Genomic DNA, 15949 nt, shown 5'->3' on the forward strand with positions numbered 1-15949 from the left:
GCTCCGGTTCAGGGGTGGGTCAGGGCGGGGCGGCGCACGTGCTGGGCCAGGGGCAGGCAGAGGGCGGCGCCGGTCAGTCCGGCGGTGAAGGTGGCGGCCGCGCACAGCGCGCCGCCGCCGTGGGTGAGGGCCCATCCGGCCAGGGCCGGGGCGATGATCACGGCGCCGGCCAGGGTGGTGCCCCAGATGCCCGCGTAGAGGCCGCGGGCATCTGGCGGTGAGAGGCGGTTGAGGATGTCGGTGGCGCCGACGAAGAGCACGATCTCGCCGGGGACGGCGAGGGCGGCCGCGACGCTGTAGCCGGCTGTGGTGGAGGCGAACCCGGCAGCGCCCATGCTGGTGCCGAGGACGAGGGAGCCGGCCGCGAACAGGCCCGTCATCGGCTGGCCTTGGTCGGCGCGGTGGCTGAGCCAGCGGTTGAGGAACGGCGAGAGCGCCAGGACCGCGCCCGCGTTGGCGACCTGGGTCCAGCCGTAGTCGGCGGCCGTCAAGTTGTCGTCGGCCATGAGCATCGGCATCGCCGAGAACAGGCTGGAGGCGCACGTCAAGGCGGCCAGGCTGGCCAGGACCAGCAGCCACAGCCCTTGGTCGTGCAGGGCGGTCCGCCAGTGGGTGCGGCGCTGGCCGGCGTTCGCTTCCGTCTGGTGCGGGCGGTCGGGGCGCAGGAACTGCCAGACCAGGAACGCGACGAGCGCGCAGGCCGCGGCGTTGATCCAGATGAGGGCGGGGATGCCGATCCGGGCGGCGAGGAGGCCGCCGAGGGCGCCGGCGACGGCGGCGCCGACGTTGACGGCGAAGTGCCGCCAGGCGTTCACGGAGGCGCGGACCCGGTCGTCGGGGAAGGTCTCGGCGATCGCCGCGGTGAACACGGGCCGGCTGGCGTCGTACACGATGCCGGCGATGAACGTGGCGGCGAATAGGGCGGTAGTGGCTCGGACTTGGGCGAGCAGCGGGAGGGCCGCCGTGGCAAGCAGCATGGCGGTGATGAGGGTGGTGCGGTGTCCGATCCGGTCGGCGAGCCACCCGCACAGGATGGAGCCGAGCAGCCAGCCGGCGCCGAAGACCGCCAAGACGGTGGAGACGGTGCGGGTGGACAGGTCCAAGTGGTCGAGGTGGTACGGGAGGAAGGGGTAGGTGAAGCCGAAGCCGCGCACGAGGAAGGTGGCGACCATCAGCGTCCAGATCGCCGCCGGCCAGCGGCGGGTAGTTCCCTTCACGGCCTGGCCTGTTGGGCCAAGACGCGCAGCGGTGGTGGACACACGGACTCCAGCGATGGAATGGCGCTGACGGGCATGCGCCGTGAAGGGGCGGGTGCGGGGGTGCCGCCCAGGCACGGGAGGCGGCACCCCCTGGTGGGCCGAGGTGGCCCGCTCGCCCGGGGGGACAGCGAGCGGGCCGGCGCCCTCACGGAAAGGGGCGCGTCCTCGGCCGGTCCCGGCCGGGCCGGGGGTGGTCCCGGCCGGGAGTCAGTGGCCCGGCGTCCGGCAACGCCGTTCGAAGTCCGATCGGCGGCAGGGCGTTATGCCGGCTCCGGCCCCGGACTCGAGGTGGTCACCGGTCAGGCGCCGGCGATGCGGCCGGGTCAGTCGAGCTGCATCGGCGTGTTGATGTAGTTCCGGAACACCCAGCCCCGCTCGCCCTTGTGGGCGCCGGACAGGACCTTCACGTAGCCCCAGGACTTCCCGCTGCCGGTGCGCCCCTTGTTGCAGTCCCAGTAGACCTTTGTGCGCTTGCTGAGCTGGCCCTTCGCGACGTACTTGGTGCCCGGCCCCTTGCGGAACTTCACGGTGGTGCTGACGTCGGTGTACAGGTCGACCGACTCGGTGCAGGCGCTGCGGCCGACTGAGCCGCTTGCTGCGCTGGCGGTCGAGGTGGTGGCCGCCGTGGCACCGGCAGCCACCGACAGGGCCAGCAGGCCGGACGTGGCCAGACGCGCGGGGGTGCGCAGGTTCATGAAAGTGCTACCTCTCGGGGTGAGTTGGTCATGCATGGACGGCGCGCGAAGGCGCCGGGGGCCGGGCGAGCGATCCGACGGCCGGCCTCTGCGCGAGGTCGCGGTCGGCTTCTGGCGCGTCCGGTGTTCGGGAGCGCCAAGACGGTCGTGGTCTGGCGCATAGCTGGTGCGGGGTGATCTGCCGCCTTCGTGCATACGAAGGCGAAGCGGGAGTCCTCCGCGCGCTGCCCGTTCAGGTCCCGGGCGGGCTTGTTGGCTGATCAGCGCACGTGCCGGTCGCGGCTCTGGGGGCTGCGATGGGCCGCCGTACACGGTGCGGGCAGTGCTTCGAAGGCGCGGAAGTACGCGCGGGTGGGGTCAGGTCTGCGTATAGACGCACTGGTCGAGGAACTGCTTGTGCACCCACGCCGTGGTGCCGCGCTTGAGGCCGGTCTTGGAGCGTTCTTCCAGCTTGAGCTTGATCCATGACCCCTTGGCGCCGACCTTCCGTCCCCAGTCGCCGCGGTACAGGTAGCCGATCGACCGGTACTGCGTTCCGGGTCCCGTGCGGAAATTCACCGCGCTCTTCATCACGGACCAGTGCGGGCAGCTGTTGGCCTTGGCGAGTGCGACGGGAGCGGCGGCTGGGGCGCTCGTGCCGGCTGCGAGCGCCGACGGTGCTGAGGCCAGGGCAGTTGCGGCTCCCATCGCGATCGTGGCGGCGGCTATACCGGCGCGTCCTGCAAGCTTGGTCGGCATGCTTCTTCTCCTGGGCGTTGGTCTCCATCTCCAAATGAGCTGCCCGATACGCAGGCGCGGACAAATACGTCCGCTCCCGAGTGGCTTCGGAAAGCGCATGACAAGAATTTAGGAGTGCCGACCTGTGGATAAGTTCCGGAGATTTCGAAGCGTGCGAGGCTCTCCCGATCCGGAATGCCTGAGCGGCCGCTGAGCTTTGGCCGAATCGACCACATTTGGGTCTTCATGCTCGGGACGCGCATGCTCGTGCCGGGCGTCCTCATCCTTCTACCCTTAACTCCCAGTGGGAGTTCCACACGAAAGGTGTTCGCCGCTCCCCCTTTCTTCCCTTGGCGCCGCCTCTCCTTGAATTTCCGGCTCACGTTGCAGCGGGGTATTCAGGCGGGATCGCTCCCGCGGAGCGGGGGTTCGCCAACAGTGCGAAGCCGGTCCCGGACCGCCTGCAGGAGGTCGCGCTCGCGGTCCTCCGCCTGGGCCAGCTCGTTCCAGGCGCCGACGTCGTCGATGCAGGCCTCGATGGCGTCGCTGACCCGGCGGCGCAGCAGTGCGGGGCTGAGCGCTTCGACCTCAACTGCGGCGTTCGGGTCGAGGCCTTCGCGCAGGCACTCCTGGCGGTAGCTGGTGAAGTTGACGTCTGCGGTGTTCACATCGTGCGTGGCGAGCTGGCCGGAGCGTACGTCGGCGGCGGTGACGGCGAGTTGCTCGAAGCGGAGGTCGACCTCGCCCTTGCTGTAGCGCTCCATGCGCTCGAGCACGGATCGTGGCACGGCGCGTCCGGAGGGGTCCCAGTCGCCACAGAAATATGCGCTCAAGGGCAGGCCTTGGCGCAGTTGCTCGACGACCGCTTCCCGCACGAAGGTCTTGGACGACTGCCCGCGGCACGAGTAGAGGCCCACGCCCCACGCGGCGGTGATCGGGAGGAGAACGCCGGCGACAGAGTCGCTCTCGCACCAGACTTCAACTCGGCGGGACTGCGAGGCCCACAGGTTGCGCCGGTAGGTCTCGGTGATGTGGGTGAGAGCGTGATCGAGGGATTCGAACTGCCTCTCCCGGCGGACCAGACGGGTGCCGTCCGTTATCCATTCCCAGGGCAGGTCACCTGTCTCCCGCATGTGGCCCAGTTCCCTGACCACCAGCGCGTAGTTCCGGCGGGAGCGGCCGCGGTCCTTGTCCCACAGCTGCCCGAGCCCGAGGTAGTACACGTGTCGCGTGCTGCAGGGCTGGGCCGCCTCGGTGAGTGCGTGCAAGGCGGCCCGAAGGGCTTCCACCTGTGCCTTCGTGCGTCGCGGTCGTTTTATGGGGCTTGCGCTGTAACCCATGCTTCCAGTGAACGACCGGGGCGGTGGCGCTGTCATCCCCTCGCAGGGCCACGGCCCGGTGAAATCACGGGCGTTGGGCCTCGACGGCCGTGTCCGGCGTGGAGCCTTGGAGGGCAACTGGGCCCGGAGCTACAGCGTGCGCAGCACTCCGGTCACCTTGCCCAGGATGGTGGCGCCGTTGCCAGGCAGGGGCGGGTACGCCGGGTTGTCAGCGACGAGCCATACGTCTGTGCCGTCGCGCTTGAACCGCTTGACCGTGGCTTCGCCGTCGACCATGGCGGCGACGATGTCGCCGGTCTCCGCGGCAGGCTGGCTCCTCACCGCGACGATGTCGCCGTTGAGGATCTTGCCGTGCGGGCCGGCCATGGAGTCGCCGACGACGGTCAGGGCGAAGATCGTGCCGGAGCCGACGACCTGACGGGGGAAGACGACAATGCCGGCCACTTCCTGCTCGGCGGTGATCGGTGGTCCTGCGGCGATCCGGCCGAGGAGCTGGGCGTGAACTGCCGTATCCGGCGTGGGAGTGGCGGCTTCGGCAGACGCGTTGTCCGAGGTGGGGGCTGCCGACTTCCCGGTGATGCGGTAGGTGCGCGACCGGTTGGACGTCGACTCGATCCGCCCCATCTCCTCCAGCTGTGTCAGCTGGTAGGACACCGACGACACGCTGGTGAGCCCGACTTCGCGGCCGATTTCGCGCATGGAAGGCGGATAGCCGTGCTGCGCCACGTGCTCGTCGATTGCCTGCAGAATTCTCAACTGCCGGTCGCTCAGCGCGCTATCGGGTATCCCCGTCTGCTGCCCGTGACTTCCGGTGCCTGCGGGTTGATTCGCGACGCTGGTTTCCATACGTCCCCCCTCTTCTAGTTCCAGTCAGAAGAACCGTAGCGTGCGCCACTGACAACTCACCAAGGGGTATCGGACGGCGGGCGCCAGTTCTCATTGGCGACGGCTCTGCCTAGTTCTTGCGTGGCCCTGGAATGGGGTTGGAGAGGTGTTCGTACGGCTTCACGTTCGGCCGCTGGCCGGGGCCGCAATTATGGGCGAAAGGCAGGTAGGCCCGGGCTCCGGTGCGAAATACGATGCCAATGCCGAACGAGCGGCCCGCGCCGGCCCCGGAGTACGTGTAGACCTTCGCGATCCCGCTGCCCGACGCACTACTCGCCGAGCCGTCCTGCGGATCCGACGAGCCGAGCACTGCGGCCAGGTACTCCTCGGCGTTCTGGAGTGCGATGGCGCCGTTCTGGTCGTACAGGTGTGGAAGCGGGGCGGCTTCAGCCGCCGCAGCAGTGGGAGCAGTGGGTCCTTCGTCGGTGCCTGGTGGAGTGCCTGCCACGCCCGCGACGGTGATCGCTACCCAGAGGCGGGCCCCGGTGGTGAACGTGAGGATCAGGCCGAATGGCCGGGAGTCGTCCTGCCATGCCTCGGCGCCCTCCAGGTCGGGGGCTGCCTTCTGGTCTCCGAGCAGCGCAAGGCACAGCTCCTGGACGTCCTGAGGACTCACCGGTTGGGCCTCCTGCGCAGCGTGGGGTACGAGGTCGAGCCTATGCGGCGGGTCTGACATACGCCGCAGGTGAGGAGCCGTTTGGACGCCGCCCCTACGGACGAAGGACTGCGTCGGGGGCGCCGGTCAGGACCGTCTTCCCGGAGCCGGTGATGCCGACGAGCAAAACGGCGATCGGCCCGCTCACGTCCACTCCCCCGCTCATTCGACGAGGGGATCTACGTCCATGATCGCCGCTCCCTCGGCGGCTCTGCACATGGCCGAGTGCACCGAATCCTTGCGTCCCGTCTGCAGCGCGCACTGCTCGGCCGCCTGGTGGATCAGCATGGGCAGGCCACCGATCACGCGGCTGCCGAGCCTTGCTGCGGTGCGGGCGAGCCGGCTCGGCCACGGTCGGTAGGTCACATCCATCAGGGTCGGCCAAGGACCGGGCCAGGAGACGGCGAGCGAGTCGGCGGCATGGGGTGGCACAGCGGCGATGACAAGACCGGCATCGAGGTGCTGGGCCGCCTGTGTCCACGGCCGGAGGCGGATGTTGATGCCGATGCGTTCTGCTGCGGTCTGTAGCTTCCGGGATCGCAGCAGATCTCGAGTGACCACGGTTGCAGTGCGGCATCCCAGTCGGTGTGCTGCTGCGAGGGCTGTGCTCGCTGTGGCTCCAGCGCCGAGGACGGTCACGTCGGTGACGGCGGTCATGCCGGTGTCAGCAAGGGCCTGGAGCATGCCGTGCAGGTCGGTGTTCTCGCCGCGGAGCCTGCCCGCGTCGGTGACCACGATGGTGTTCGCCGTTCCCGTGGTCCTCACGGTGGCCGATGTCTCGTCCAGCAGATCCACGACGGTCTGCTTGAGGGGCATGGTCAGGGAGAACCCGGCCCAGGTGCTGTCGAGTTCGGCAAGGAATGGGCCGAGCTGGTCGGGCTGCAGGTCGATCGCTTCGTAGGTCCAGGGCAGTCCGAGTTCCGCGTACGCGGCGCGGTGCAGGGCGGGCGAGAGGGCCTGGTCGACCGGGGAGCCGAGCAGGGCGAGGCGTTTCACCGTGGCGCCTTGTGAAGGATGGAGGCAACGCCGGTGTCGTCGGCCTCGTAGGCGATGCCGCGCAGGACGGCGACGGGTGCGCCGCGACCGCGCTGGCCGAGGATGACTCCCGCCGCGGCGGCGACGAGGTCGCTGAGTGTCTCTTCCTGGCGTTTGGTCTTCCCGCCGGGTTCGGCGTGTTCGCTGACGCGCAGCGGTGCGATGCCAGCGGCGCCGATGGAGATGACGGTGGCGCCGCGCCGGTCGGCCCGCCCGTCGGAGTCGGCGATGACGACGGCGATCTGGGCGCCGGCGGCCTTGGCCAAGGTGTCGCGCAGCGCGCGGGCGGAGGCGTCCGGGTCGGCCGGCAGGAGCCAGGCACCGTTGGAGCCCGCGCGGTCGATGCCTGCGGAGGTCAGCTGGAGGCCGAGCTGGTGGGTGGCGATGATGGGGCCGCGGTCGGTGCCAAGGAAGTGGTCCGTGGAGTGGTCCAGGACCAGTTGGACGACTTCGGGGCTCTTGCCGGTTCGCTGGGCGATGTCCAGGGCCTGGGCGCTGGGTGTGATCGTGCTCAGGTCGACGTAGCGGTCTTCCGCGATCGACACGATCTTGCTGGCCACGACGAGGATGTCGCCGTCTTCCAGAACGAGGTCCTGCTCGTTTAGGACCGTCGTGATCGCAGCGGCGATGTCGCTGCCGGCCTCGATGGTGGGGAACGGCTCCAGCGCGAACGCGCTGAAGCCGTTGGTGATGTGGGTCATGGGTGCGGGCTCCAGACGGGGCGGGCGGCCAGATGATCGGCCAATCGTGCGTGCGTGGCGGTGAGTTCGGCGGCGCGCTGCGCGGGCGAGCGGTGGGGTGTGAGCCAGCCGCGGACGCGGTGGATGTAGTGCGGCCACAGTATGGCGGCGGCCTGGTGGGGCGGCGTGCCGTTTCGGACAGCGTGCCAGGCCTCCGCCAGATGCCGGGGCCACGACTCCATGTCGCTGCCGGCGGGCCCGGAGGCGAGCTGGTCAAGGACCTGGTGCATGAACTCAAGCCGCTCGCCGGTCAGTTCGCGATCGGTGGTGCGATATCGGGCCGTGGGCGAGGCGGGCGGTGGTGTCCAGCGGGCGGTGAGTGCGAGCAGGACCGGAACGGCCTGGTGGTAGATGTCGGTCAGGTGCGGGAAGGACGCGGCGTGCTGCTTGGGCGTGGTCAGCGGCACCGAGGTGATGCGGCCGGCGTGTGCGGCGGTGAGCAGCAGGAAGGCGTCGATGCCGTACCCGTTGACGCTGGACCGCAGGTCGGCGGAGAGGCCTCGGGCGGCCGCCCGGAGGATGTCGAGGGTGCTGGGGGCGAGGGCGAGGTCGCCGGCGAGGGGCTGGGGGACGTCCCAGCCGGTGGTCGCGGCGATCAGCGGGCGGGCGAGGTGGGAGGTGAGGTTGGCCTCGTCCCAATAGCGGGGGTAGTCGGCGATCGCGCAGCCAGGCTCGGCGGCTCGGGCCAGGGCCCGGTAGATGCGGGGATCGGGGGTGCGGGTGTCGGTGTCGGCGATCAGGAGCGGGCCGTCGCTGACGGGCAGGCGGTCCAGTGCGGCAAGGATCTGGGCGCCCTTGCCGCGGGGCAGGCCAGTGAGGCTGATCTTGCGGGCGCGGGTGGGGGTCTGGGCGAACTGCTGGGCGGTGGCGGGGTGGTCGGAGGAGTCGGCGTTGATAATGAGCGCGCCTGGGTGGTCGAGCGCGTCGTCGACTGCGGTGGTGACGGCGGCGATCGTGTCCGGCTCGTTGCGGCTGGGCAAGATCGCGGCCGCCGGTACCGGGCGGCTGTTCACGTGGTGATCTCCTTGGTGATCAGGTCGGCGGCGTGTGCGGCGCTCGGGGCGCGCAGGTAGGCGTACGGGCCGGCTTCCATCCGGTCGATCACGTGCCCACGCCAAAGCGCCAAGTCCGGGGTGTCCAGCGGCCAGACGGGCGCGTACGGGGTGCGGGTGGGCCCGGTGAGAGGGGTGGGCAGACCGGAGATGTAGCGCGCGGTCGCCTCGCTCAGCCGCAGGACCTCGTTGGTGTTGAACGGGATGGCGGATGCCATGCGGGCCACGGGCTGTGCGGGGTGCACGGTCAGTCGGACGAACAGGGTGACGTCGGCGGGGCCGGTGGCGAACGGCGCGAGGTCGATGAGGGGCTTGGGAGCATCCCAGCGGTCGGGCGCGGCCGGCGGGCGGACGGCGGCTGTCGGCTTGCCGGGCAGCACCGCGAGGCCGCCGCTGTGCTCGGTGAGGACGATCAGGTCGTCGCCGGCGTGGGTCCAGCCCCGCTCGGCGAGGGCGAGGATTGTGCTGGTCTTGCCCGCGCCCTTGTTGCCGAGCAGCACGACGGCCAGGCCGCTCGGGCTGATCATCGCGTTGGCGTGCAGGGTGAGCATCTGCCGTTGCTGGCGGGCCCGTTCAAGAGCGGTGTAGACGACGTAGCCCAGGGTCGCCGAGGTGAGCGCCTGATGCGGCAGCCGCAGGCGAACCATCTGCCCGTGCACGCTCACCTCGGGATGGTGCTGCAGGGCGTCCTCGACGACCACCCGTGCTTCACCGCCTGCTGTTGTGGCCGGGGTGAGGTGCCAGCCGCCGGGCAGGAACCGGTCCACCTGCCGGGCGAGGGCCTCACCGTCGACGGGGGCGGGCAGTTCGAGGGCTGCGGTGATGTGCCCGGTGGACACGCTGGTGTTCATGACGGGGGCGGGCTGTCGAGCTGGGCCAGGAGGTCGTCGACGGGGGCGAGGCGGGGCAGGTAGCGCTCCTGGTCGACGAGGTCGCTCATCCAGTCGGTACGGGCCAGGCTCTCGCGCACCAGCCTCTCCGCGCCGGCCGGGTCCTTGGTGGTGATCTCCACGGAGGCGGGGTCGGGGTAGCGGGCGCCGTTGCGCCACATCACCGCCACACGGCAGGGCCCCGCGGTGGTGGCCAGGGTGCGGGCGGCGGTGTCGGTGAGCCAGCCTCCGACCTTGCCGACGTGGTAGGCGGGATTCTTGCCGAACAGGGCCTCGTTGCCGGCCTGCTGGGCTGGGGTGATCAGGCCGGAGCGGGCGTTGCCGCGGCCGACCATGCCGTCCTCGCCGTAGTCGACGGCGGAGCCGGTGAGGGTGAAGTACTGCTGCGACAGCGGCCCGGTACGGGTGTTGCGCGTGTTGCACACCACCTCGATGGGTCCGGGGAGGCGCTTGCTGAGCTCGGCGGTGAGCCGGGCGGTGGCGTCCTGGGTGGCGTCGGCGAGCTCGGCGGCCGTCGAGAGGTGTCCGGCCAGGGCCGGCACGCACGCGGTGACGGTGAAGGCCTGGCCGTCGCGGACGACGAGGGCCTTGATGTCGCTGCCCGCCCACGGCTGCCGGCGGAACCAGGCCTCGGTCAGCAGCGCGAGCGTCTCTGCCCTGCTCGGGCTGCCGGTGGCGACGAGGTACGCGGTGTCGTTCGCGAAGGCCGTCGGCCGCTCGGGCAGGTCTTCCAGGCCGTGCGGCGCGAACCAGCGCGCGAACTTGGAGGAGTCGGTGGTCTCGTGCCGCACCACCCAGTTCAGATGCGCGTAGCCGGGCAGGGCGTCCTGCAGCTGTTCGCGGGCGGCCTGCTCGAGGATGTCGCGGACCGGAAGCAGGCGGCCGGCGAACGAGGTGGAGATCCTGCCGCCGAAGACGACCCGCAGCGGCCGGTCGTAGACGCCGTCGGTGGCGCCGAAGCGGGCGCGGCCGCCGAGGACGGCGACCTTGTCCAGGTTGTGGTGCAGGACCGCGCCGAATTCGGCGAGGCAGTAGCGGGCGTAGAGGATCGAGGCGCGCTCGGCGATGGCGTCGGCGAGGGTGTCGGGGTGGCCGACGCCCTTGCGTTCGACGACCTCGACGGCGAGTTCATGCGGCAGCCGGGACGGGGCGGGCGCTGTCGTAGACATGGGTGATGACCTCCAATAGGCGCCGCAGCGCCGACAGCGGGTACAGGCAGGGATGGGGCATGGCGGGCTGCTCGGTGGCGGCCAGCAGGGCCCGGTACATGTGCTGGCGCAGGATCTGGTGATCGGGCGCGGCCGCCTCGGGGCCGAGTCCGGCTTCGAGGTTGCGCCCGCGGACCACCAGGCGCTGGCCGTCGGCCAGGTGCAGGATCACGTGATGGTGCGGGGGCGCGTCACTGTCCACGCGGGCTCGGACCTTGAGCGTGGCGCCGGTCTCGAAGCGAACGTCGGCGTCGATGCGGTCCTCGGTCTCCGCCCAGTCCCGGGTGTGGGTGCGGGCGGCCGTGCACGCGGAGATGGCGCTGGTGTTCATCAGGCGCACGGCAAGGGCGAGGCCGTGGATGGCCTGCTGGTGCAGGACGCCTCCGGCGGTGGCGTACTGGGTGCGCCAGCCGCGGTAGTAGGGCCGGTCCCGGCGGCACACCAGCGTCACCTCGGCGTGCTCGACGACGGGGGGCTTGTGCAGCAGCTCGGCGAGGCCGGGGGCGAAGTGCGGCTGGAACCCGACGAACACCCGCTCATCGCCCGGTTGGGGCGCCAGTTGCGCGGCATCGAGCGCGGCTGGCTTCTCGACCAGGACGTACGCGCCGGTCGCGGCCGCGGTGCGGGCGATCTTCAGAGCGGTGCCTGGCGGGGTGGCGACGGTGACCAGGTGGGGACGCAGGGCGGCGAGCGCGGTCTGCCAGTCGTCGAACCGCCGCCATCCCGCCGCGACGATCGTGCTGGGGGCGGGGTCGGCGATCCCTGCCACCTGGGCGCCCTCGATCTGTCCGAGGGCGTGAAGGTGCTTGGCGCCGACCTCGCCCGCGCCCACGAGCAGTACCCGAGCGGTCATGTCCGCGTTCCGGAGGTCGCGGTGCGCAGGAAGGCGGCGCCCTCGCGCAGCGCGGCCGCGGGGTCGTCGCGGACGTGGGTTTCCAGCGCGTACGGCAGCCCGGGACGGACCTGTTCCAGGACGGGCAGCAGCCGGGAGTAGGGGACGTGTCCGGCGCCGGCCGCGACGAAGTCCTTCCACCCCTCATGACCGGGGATGAAGTCCTTGATGTGGACGTAGTCGACGTACGGGGCGAGCTCGGCGACCGTGCCGGCATCGGCCTGGCCGACCTCGTGCAGGTTGCCCAGGTCGAGCCAGAGCCGCAGCCGGTCATGACGCCGCAGTACCTCGAGCAGCGGGTGGGCCGTGGCGATCGTGCACACTGGTTCGTTCTCCAGCAGCAGGCGCACGTTGGCCCGGTCGGCCTGGTCCAGGGCGTAGGTGAGCAGCCGGTCCCCCAGGAGCGCGTCCTGGGGGCCGTGTTCGACCTTCAGGTGGGAGAAGATCCGGACCCGCTCGGTGCCCAGCAGTTGCGCGACGTGCAGCGCCCGGTCGATCCACTGGGTCCGTTCGGAGGCTGGAACTCGGGTGGGGAAGCCGAAGCTGTCCACCTGTCCCGTGGCCGCCTCGGGGCGGCACCACTTCCATAGCGGGGAGGCCAGCGCGGCCACCGTCAGCTCTCGCTCGTCGGCCAACTCCCGGATGTGAAGGAGCTGTTCATCGGCGAGCAGGAGGGCGTTGGCCCCGTAGGCGGACCGGATCTCCAGCCGCCCGATACCCAGGGCAACCGCGAGATCCATTCCCGCCACCGGGTCTGCTCCGAGTTCATCCGGGTTGAGCACGAGGTGACCGTGCATAAGACCATCTCCTTCAGATCGGCGGACTGCGGTCGGTCACCCTCGCGGCGGGCCGGGCGGGGGCGGCTGGGGAACCGGTGGCGGAGGCGGTGGCGGGGGCGGGGGAGGAGGCGGTTGAGGCATGGCGACGAGACCTGCCCTTCAGGGATTCGTCGAGAACGGGAGCCGCGAGAGGCGACAACTCCGCTGGTTCAACGTGGTGTTGAGCCGCCTTCACCTTGCTCGCGCGCCCCGGGCCACAGCCATCTGACGGCCCTATAGGACGGCCCTATGCGGCCTCGCCCGGAGTGACTGACAACACGTCACTGGGCATCTACGCTGGGTAGGCCGATCTCCCCCTCCCCCAAGGGGATCCACGATGCGCCCCACCGCTGCGTTAACCGTGCCCCCCGATCTGTGGGAGCGAGAAGAGCTCCGCGTCGCACTGGCCGTGCGCCCGCCGGACATCCGGACGGTGTTCAAGACCGTCCGGAAGTACACCGGCGCGAGCCAGACCACCGTCGGTGCCCTGGTGGGCCTGGCCCAGTCCGATGTGAGCGAGATCGAGCGCGGTGAGCGCGAAGTTCAGACCTTCGAAGTCCTCGACCGCATCGCCGCCGGCCTGAACATCCCCCCAGATCTCCTGCATTCCTCCCCGGACACGTCATTCACTCAACCGGATGCGGCCGAGCGCTTCTCCGCCGTCGCACGCACCACGGCCACTAGGGTGAGGACCGGACCCGAGCAGGCGCTGGAGGACGATGTGCGACGTCGCAAACTGATGACCGGCGCCCTGGGCCTGAGCCTCGGCATTCTGGCCAACCCGACCGCAGCGTCCGCGGCAACCGGCGCCCCGACCGGGGCTCTGGAACTGTCCCTGTTCGAGCCTGCACCGGCCGAGCCGGTCACCGTCCGCGATCTCACCGTGGCCCTCGCGCACGCCCGCGCCGCATTCACCGACGCCCACTACGCCGCCCTCGGCCAGGCCCTGCCCGGGTTGATCGCTGCGGCCGAAGCCACCCGCGACGCCTCGTCCGGGCGGCAGCGGGAGTACGCCCACGCCTGCGTCGCCCGTTCCTACATTCTGGCCACCGAACTCGCGGTCAAGGAACATTCGGAGGCCGCCTGGGTCACCGCCGACCGGTCGCTCACCGCGGCCCGGTCCAGCGGAGATGCCCAGGTCGTCAGCGAAGCCGCGCGGGTCGTCGCCATCACCATGCGACGTGCCGGCCGCAGCCGCGCTGCTGTCGACTTCCTGCACCGCACCGCCCTGTCCGTCACCGAGAACCCGCGGACACCCGACGCTTCCGCGCTCGCAGCGCAGACCTGCCTCCTGCTCACCGCGGCCTACACCGCCGCGTGCGGGCGCCAGCGCGGCGAAGCCCTCGACCTGCTCGACCACGCCGAGGAGACCGCGGGCCGCATCCCGGCCGGCCATCCTCAACTCGGGCTGCTCACCATCGCCGCGAGCCCTGCCGAGTGCGCCATGTACCGGATCAGCGTCCACAACGCCCTCGGCACCCCGGACGAGGCCGTCGGCGCCGCGCGCACGATCACGGCCGAGCAGCTGTCCAGCACGGAGCGCGTCGCCCGGTGGATGACCGAGACCACACGCATGTGGCACAAGATGGGCGACGACCAGCGCGCGTACGCGGGCCTGCGCGCCCTGGACCGTGTGGCGCCGGAGGAACTGCGGCGACCGGCGATGAAGGCCTTCACCGCGGACATGCTGTACTCGCCCCAACACCTTCCCGGTTTCAAGGATTTCGCGATCCGTACCGGCGCGGTCGCAGCCTAGTGACGTGCTGGCCGCCGGGTGACGGCTAGGGCCGCAGGTTTGATCACGTCGGCTCCGTACCGCCGTCGTGCGCGGTCCGCGACCGCCTCAACGAGGAGCGCCTTGTCGACGCCTTGGTCGAAGGTGAGTTGACGGCTGGAGAGTTCGGCGGCGCGCAGTCCCTCGGCCTTCAGAGAGATGGCCCGGACGCGGGCTCGTTGGAGGCCGAGTGTCTCGTAGAGGTCGTACGCGGAGCGGGCCAGGACCACGGTGTGGTTGGTGGCCTCGGCCAGTGTCCGGCTCCTGGACGTGGTGGAGCGGTCCGCGTAGCGAATCTCGATGGCGATGCCCTTGGCCGCTTGTGCTTCCGATCTGAGCCGACTGCCGAGTTGGCCGGCCAGCTCCAGCAGAGCCCGCCGGTGTTGAGCAGGCTCGAGTTCGTCGCGTGCGAAACGGTGCGAGGCACTTGCGGATTGCGCAACTGGCTCGGGCACCACGAGGCGGTCATCGCGTCCATGAGCACGTTCGTGCAGGGCACGGCCGACAGAGCCGCCGAGGATTCGCTGCAGGGTGAGGAGCGGGGTGTCCGCGACGTCGCCGATGGTATGGAGACCGTACTGGGAAAGCGCCCTGGCGGTCGTGGGCCCGACGCCCCACAGCGAGGCGGTGGCCCGGGGCCGCAGGAACGCGCGGATCTCCGCGGGGTCGTGGCCGATCACGGTCGTCTCACCGGGTGGGGTGACGGCGGCCGCCATGGCCGACACCATTCGGGAAGGGCCCGCGGCCGCGGTCGTCTCGACTCCGAGCAAGGCGAGGGCACGCAGCCGGATAAGGGCCGCTATGCCTGCCGCGTCCCGGTCCCAGAAGCGCAGCGCGCCAGTGAGGTCGACCGCAATGGCGTCCGGGGGAAGAGCCATCACCTGCGGGGTGACATCGCGGACCAGGGCAAGGACCTGGTCGTACAGTTCGCCGTCGGCGGGGCCGATGTTGTGCAGGCACAGGTGGAGGATGCTGCGCGGGGCCTTGGACACGGCGCTCACCGTGCCGATCCGGGTCTGCGGCGCGAGAGGCTGCGCAGGTCGGCCGAGCGGAGCCCAGCAGTCTGAATAGTGGAGATCCGGTGGGTTCCCTGGCTCCCCGCGATACAGTCGCAGCGCGCCCCTCCCGAGGCGTGCCCCGGCCTGGGCCCACCACCTGGCCGTGATCGGCGAACCGTGCTGCCGCGCGGCGGTGAGGCTGAATTGGTGCCGTTCTTCCGCACCTTCGGTGTCGGTCGGGGTGGGCCGCCGAGTCCGAAGATGCAGGAGTCCAGGCGATGACACCCCCCTCTGGCAAGCGTCCGAACACAAGCAACCGACAGCGGGTCGCCAAGGCCCTCCAGCGCGCGACCGGATGGACCTACCAGCAGGCACTCCAGCGTGTCGAAGACGCCGCTACCCGCGGCCTGCTCCCGCCCGTGCTGGACGCAGCCGGCCGTGAAGCCGCCGTACGGATGCTGAGCAGCGGCAACACGCTTCCCCCGGCGCCGGGCTCGGACAGCCCACCCCCGAACCCCGGCGGGCCGGACGAGCGCACGGGCGGCACCATCCCGCAGGGCATCACGGTGATCCCCGACGGCCGCGGCAGCGTGTACATGCGGCCTCTCACGCCGGAAGAAGAGGCTGCACTCCCCAAGCGGCCGTACAACGCCGGCTCGCTCACGTACGTCCAGGATCCGATGCGCTATCGGGCCACCTTTGAGAGCTCCGGCCATTACGAGCCGCTGGCCCGCCCCTTCGACAACCTGAGCGATGCGCAACGGTGCTGCGAACAGAAGTTGCTGACCCAACACCCTGACGCTCAGATGCGCTGGGAGCCGATCGACGAACCCAATACGAGCTGGGCGATGGAGGTGTACACCGCCGAGCTCGGCTCCTTCGCGGAGTTCGGCTACCGCGTGACCCTTCTCGGTTCCGACTTCGACTACGGGCCGAATCACTGGTAGCCCTGCTCTGCCCGCGGGGCCGACGTTGTGCAGGCACCGGTGGA

General features: G+C 70.6%; 16 protein-coding genes. 2 read left to right on the forward strand and 14 right to left on the reverse strand.

All coding sequences use genetic code 11. The features are described 5' to 3' along the window. Positions 1-8 precede the first annotated feature (8 nt). The 13 genes from OG430_RS47905 to OG430_RS47965 all read right to left on the reverse strand — a co-directional run bounded on the left by OG430_RS47905 (position 9) and on the right by OG430_RS47965 (position 12165). Positions 9-1259 (reverse strand): MFS transporter, encoded by a 1251-nt coding sequence (locus OG430_RS47905; RefSeq protein ID WP_327359594.1) that lies wholly within the window; start codon positions 1257-1259, stop codon positions 9-11. Positions 1260-1582: 323 nt separating this feature from the next. After that, positions 1583-1954, reverse strand: coding sequence for a hypothetical protein (locus OG430_RS47910; protein WP_327359595.1), 372 nt, complete (start codon positions 1952-1954; stop codon positions 1583-1585). A gap of 357 nt (positions 1955-2311) precedes the next feature. Then, the gene (locus tag OG430_RS47915) at positions 2312-2692 is read right to left on the reverse strand and encodes an SH3 domain-containing protein (protein WP_327359597.1); all 381 of its coding nucleotides are present in this window, start codon (positions 2690-2692) and stop codon (positions 2312-2314) included. Positions 2693-3069: 377 nt separating this feature from the next. Beyond that, positions 3070-3960 (reverse strand): hypothetical protein, encoded by an 891-nt coding sequence (locus OG430_RS47920; RefSeq protein WP_327359598.1) that lies wholly within the window; start codon positions 3958-3960, stop codon positions 3070-3072. Positions 3961-4140: 180 nt separating this feature from the next. Further along, positions 4141-4857 (reverse strand): transcriptional repressor LexA, encoded by a 717-nt coding sequence (lexA, locus tag OG430_RS47925; RefSeq protein ID WP_327359599.1) that lies wholly within the window; start codon positions 4855-4857, stop codon positions 4141-4143. Positions 4858-4966: 109 nt separating this feature from the next. Continuing rightward, complete coding sequence (locus OG430_RS47930) at positions 4967-5512, reverse strand: hypothetical protein (protein ID WP_327359600.1); 546 nt, start codon at positions 5510-5512, stop codon at positions 4967-4969. A gap of 201 nt (positions 5513-5713) precedes the next feature. After that, on the reverse strand, positions 5714-6547 hold the full coding sequence (locus OG430_RS47935) for a shikimate dehydrogenase (protein ID WP_327359602.1): 834 nt from the start codon (positions 6545-6547) through the stop codon (positions 5714-5716). Continuing rightward, positions 6544-7287 carry a coenzyme F420-0:L-glutamate ligase gene (locus OG430_RS47940; protein ID WP_327359603.1) on the reverse strand — a complete coding sequence of 248 codons (744 nt, stop codon included), beginning with the start codon at positions 7285-7287 and terminating at the stop codon, positions 6544-6546. Before OG430_RS47940 ends, OG430_RS47935 begins: the two co-directional genes overlap by 4 nt. Continuing rightward, complete coding sequence (locus OG430_RS47945) at positions 7284-8339, reverse strand: hypothetical protein (RefSeq protein WP_327359604.1); 1056 nt, start codon at positions 8337-8339, stop codon at positions 7284-7286. The genes OG430_RS47940 and OG430_RS47945 overlap by 4 nt, the downstream gene beginning before the upstream one ends. Next, positions 8336-9229, reverse strand: coding sequence for a hypothetical protein (locus tag OG430_RS47950; RefSeq protein ID WP_327359605.1), 894 nt, complete (start codon positions 9227-9229; stop codon positions 8336-8338). Before OG430_RS47950 ends, OG430_RS47945 begins: the two co-directional genes overlap by 4 nt. After that, on the reverse strand, positions 9226-10437 hold the full coding sequence (locus tag OG430_RS47955) for a methionine adenosyltransferase (RefSeq protein WP_327359606.1): 1212 nt from the start codon (positions 10435-10437) through the stop codon (positions 9226-9228). The genes OG430_RS47950 and OG430_RS47955 overlap by 4 nt, the downstream gene beginning before the upstream one ends. Then, positions 10397-11329: a Gfo/Idh/MocA family protein gene (locus OG430_RS47960; protein ID WP_327359607.1), complete on the reverse strand. Its 933-nt coding sequence runs from the start codon at positions 11327-11329 to the stop codon at positions 10397-10399. The genes OG430_RS47955 and OG430_RS47960 overlap by 41 nt, the downstream gene beginning before the upstream one ends. Next, positions 11326-12165, reverse strand: coding sequence for a sugar phosphate isomerase/epimerase family protein (locus tag OG430_RS47965; protein ID WP_327359608.1), 840 nt, complete (start codon positions 12163-12165; stop codon positions 11326-11328). Before OG430_RS47965 ends, OG430_RS47960 begins: the two co-directional genes overlap by 4 nt. Before the next feature lie 382 nt (positions 12166-12547). On the opposite strand from OG430_RS47965, the gene OG430_RS47970 reads away from it, so the two are divergent. Further along, positions 12548-13942 (forward strand): helix-turn-helix domain-containing protein, encoded by a 1395-nt coding sequence (locus OG430_RS47970; protein ID WP_327359609.1) that lies wholly within the window; start codon positions 12548-12550, stop codon positions 13940-13942. Here OG430_RS47970 and OG430_RS47975 read toward each other — a convergent pair. Next, on the reverse strand, positions 13939-14952 hold the full coding sequence (locus tag OG430_RS47975; RefSeq protein WP_327359610.1) for a DNA polymerase Y family protein: 1014 nt from the start codon (positions 14950-14952) through the stop codon (positions 13939-13941). The genes OG430_RS47970 and OG430_RS47975 overlap by 4 nt on opposite strands. Positions 14953-15236: 284 nt before the next feature. Between OG430_RS47975 and OG430_RS47980 the strand changes: the two genes are divergently transcribed. After that, the gene (locus OG430_RS47980) at positions 15237-15905 is read left to right on the forward strand and encodes a hypothetical protein (protein WP_327359611.1); all 669 of its coding nucleotides are present in this window, start codon (positions 15237-15239) and stop codon (positions 15903-15905) included. Positions 15906-15949: the final 44 nt, after the last annotated feature.

The organism is Streptomyces sp. NBC_01304, assembly GCF_035975855.1.
Classification (GTDB): Bacteria; Actinomycetota; Actinomycetes; order Streptomycetales; family Streptomycetaceae; genus Streptomyces.